Source organism: Burkholderia sp. BE17, from assembly GCF_009362305.1.
Lineage (GTDB): Bacteria > Pseudomonadota > Gammaproteobacteria > Burkholderiales > Burkholderiaceae > Burkholderia > Burkholderia pyrrocinia_C.
In genome coordinates this window covers 1-3,477 of the sequence record NZ_WHNU01000096.1, presented here as the reverse complement: position 1 = coordinate 3,477, position 3,477 = coordinate 1, and the positions used below count along the sequence as shown (strand labels likewise).

The following is a 3,477-nucleotide window of genomic DNA, read 5'->3' as shown; positions in this document are numbered from 1 at the left end:
CATTGGCGATTGAGCCAGTCAGAGTGATACGTAGTAGGTATCGGCTGTCGTTCTTTAACAATCTGGAAGAAGTAAGTAATTTGGATAGCGGAAGCGTCTCGAGATGGACGTGGAAACTATCCGGGTTGTGATTGTATCGATGTATCTCAAGATGATTCGAACTCTATGTTTGACTCAATTGGAATACGGCACAACGCGAGAACTCAACCTGTAGCGACTGTCGATGAGACAGACTCGTTATAGGGTCAAGCGAACAAGTGCATGTGGTGGATGCCTTGGCGATCACAGGCGATGAAGGACGCGGTAGCCTGCGAAAAGCTACGGGGAGCTGGCAAACGAGCTTTGATCCGTAGATGTCCGAATGGGGAAACCCACTCCTTTTGGAGTATCCATGGCTGAATACATAGGCCATGAGAAGCGAACGCGGTGAACTGAAACATCTAAGTAACCGCAGGAAAAGAAATCAACCGAGATTCCCAAAGTAGTGGCGAGCGAAATGGGATGAGCCTTGCACTCTTTATTTGTATTGTTAGCCGAACGCTCTGGAAAGTGCGGCCATAGCAGGTGATAGCCCTGTAGGCGAAAACAGTATGAAAGAACTAGGTGTGCGACAAGTAGGGCGGGACACGTGAAATCCTGTCTGAAGATGGGGGGACCATCCTCCAAGGCTAAATACTCGTGATCGACCGATAGTGAACCAGTACCGTGAGGGAAAGGCGAAAAGAACCCCGGGAGGGGAGTGAAATAGATCCTGAAACCGCATGCATACAAACAGTCGGAGCCTCGCAAGGGGTGACGGCGTACCTTTTGTATAATGGGTCAGCGACTTACGTTCAGTAGCAAGCTTAACCGTATAGGGCAGGCGTAGCGAAAGCGAGTCCGAATAGGGCGTTCAGTTGCTGGGCGTAGACCCGAAACCAAGTGATCTATCCATGGCCAGGATGAAGGTGCGGTAACACGTACTGGAGGTCCGAACCCACTAACGTTGAAAAGTTAGGGGATGAGCTGTGGATAGGGGTGAAAGGCTAAACAAACTTGGAAATAGCTGGTTCTCTCCGAAAACTATTTAGGTAGTGCCTCGTGTCTCACCTTCGGGGGTAGAGCACTGTCATGGTTGGGGGGTCTATTGCAGATTACCCCGCCATAGCAAACTCCGAATACCGAAGAGTGCAATCACGGGAGACAGACATCGGGTGCTAACGTCCGGTGTCAAGAGGGAAACAACCCAGACCGCCAGCTAAGGTCCCCAAATATAGCTAAGTGGGAAACGAAGTGGGAAGGCTAAAACAGTCAGGAGGTTGGCTTAGAAGCAGCCACCCTTTAAAGAAAGCGTAATAGCTCACTGATCGAGTCGTCCTGCGCGGAAGATGTAACGGGGCTAAGCTATATACCGAAGCTGCGGATGCGAGCTATGCTCGCATGGTAGGAGAGCGTTCCGTAAGCCTGCGAAGGTGCGTTGAAAAGCGTGCTGGAGGTATCGGAAGTGCGAATGCTGACATGAGTAGCGATAAAGGGGGTGAAAGGCCCCCTCGCCGTAAGCCCAAGGTTTCCTACGCAACGTTCATCGGCGTAGGGTGAGTCGGCCCCTAAGGCGAGGCAGAAATGCGTAGCTGATGGGAAGCAGGTCAATATTCCTGCACCATTGTTAGATGCGATGGGGGGACGGATCGCGGAAGGTTGTCCGGGTGTTGGAAGTCCCGGTCGCTGCATTGGAGAAGGCACTTAGGCAAATCCGGGTGCGCAATTCAAGGGTGTGGCGCGAGCTCCTTAGGGAGCGAAGCAATTGGAAGTGGTTCCAAGAAAAGCCTCTAAGCTTCAGTCTAACGATGACCGTACCGCAAACCGACACAGGTGGGCGAGATGAGTATTCTAAGGCGCTTGAGAGAACTCGGGAGAAGGAACTCGGCAAATTGGTACCGTAACTTCGGGATAAGGTACGCCCTTGTAGCTTGATGCCCCTGCGGGCAGAGGGTGAAGGGGTTGCAATAAACTGGTGGCTGCGACTGTTTAATAAAAACACAGCACTCTGCAAACACGAAAGTGGACGTATAGGGTGTGACGCCTGCCCGGTGCCGGAAGATTAAATGATGGGGTGCAAGCTCTTGATTGAAGTCCCGGTAAACGGCGGCCGTAACTATAACGGTCCTAAGGTAGCGAAATTCCTTGTCGGGTAAGTTCCGACCTGCACGAATGGCGTAACGATGGCCACACTGTCTCCTCCCGAGACTCAGCGAAGTTGAAGTGTTTGTGATGATGCAATCTACCCGCGGCTAGACGGAAAGACCCCATGAACCTTTACTGTAGCTTTGCATTGGACTTTGAACCGATCTGTGTAGGATAGGTGGGAGGCTATGAAACCGGAACGCTAGTTTCGGTGGAGCCGTCCTTGAAATACCACCCTGGTTTGTTTGAGGTTCTAACCTTGGCCCGTGATCCGGGTCGGGGACAGTGCATGGTAGGCAGTTTGACTGGGGCGGTCTCCTCCCAAAGCGTAACGGAGGAGTACGAAGGTACGCTAGGTACGGTCGGAAATCGTGCTGATAGTGCAATGGCATAAGCGTGCTTAACTGCGAGACCGACAAGTCGAGCAGGTGCGAAAGCAGGTCATAGTGATCCGGTGGTTCTGTATGGAAGGGCCATCGCTCAACGGATAAAAGGTACTCTGGGGATAACAGGCTGATACCGCCCAAGAGTTCATATCGACGGCGGTGTTTGGCACCTCGATGTCGGCTCATCTCATCCTGGGGCTGTAGCCGGTCCCAAGGGTATGGCTGTTCGCCATTTAAAGAGGTACGTGAGCTGGGTTTAAAACGTCGTGAGACAGTTTGGTCCCTATCTGCCGTGGGCGTTGGATATTTGAAGGGGGCTGCTCCTAGTACGAGAGGACCGGAGTGGACGAACCTCTGGTGTACCGGTTGTCACGCCAGTGGCATCGCCGGGTAGCTATGTTCGGAAGAGATAACCGCTGAAAGCATCTAAGCGGGAAACTCGCCTTAAGATGAGATATCCCTGGGGACTAGATCCCCTTGAAGGGTCGTTCGAGACCAGGACGTTGATAGGTCAGGTGTGTAAGCGCAGTAATGCGTTCAGCTAACTGATACTAATTGCCCGTAAGGCTTGATCCTATAACAAGTCTGCCTTGTGTCGATGATCGTTAGTGCTTCAGCACTTACGAGCATCCCACGCAGAGCGTCGAGCAGCGAAGCTGATCGATGCGGCGCGCCGGTTGAAGTACCGGTGACCTGCGTAGCAAGACGAGACAAGTTGGATTCTCGTGTGTGATACACACAACTCAAAATTACTGCTTCTTCCCAGATTGGTCGCGCTGCGAAGCAGCGCGACAACCCTCTTTGCCTGATGACCATAGCGAGTCGGTCCCACCCCTTCCCATCCCGAACAGGACCGTGAAACGACTCTACGCCGATGATAGTGCGGATTCCCGTGTGAAAGTAGGTAATCGTCAGGCTCCCTAAGCCA

At 52.5% G+C, this 3,477-nt stretch carries 2 rRNA genes; both read left to right on the top strand.

Annotated elements, in window-relative coordinates:
- The first annotated feature begins 243 nt into the window (after positions 1–243).
- A 23S ribosomal RNA gene (locus GD429_RS39915) occupies positions 244–3,125 on the top strand.
- Between the two features lie 228 nt (positions 3,126–3,353).
- Positions 3,354–3,466: ribosomal RNA gene (rrf, locus tag GD429_RS39910) — 5S ribosomal RNA — on the top strand.
- Positions 3,467–3,477: the final 11 nt, after the last annotated feature.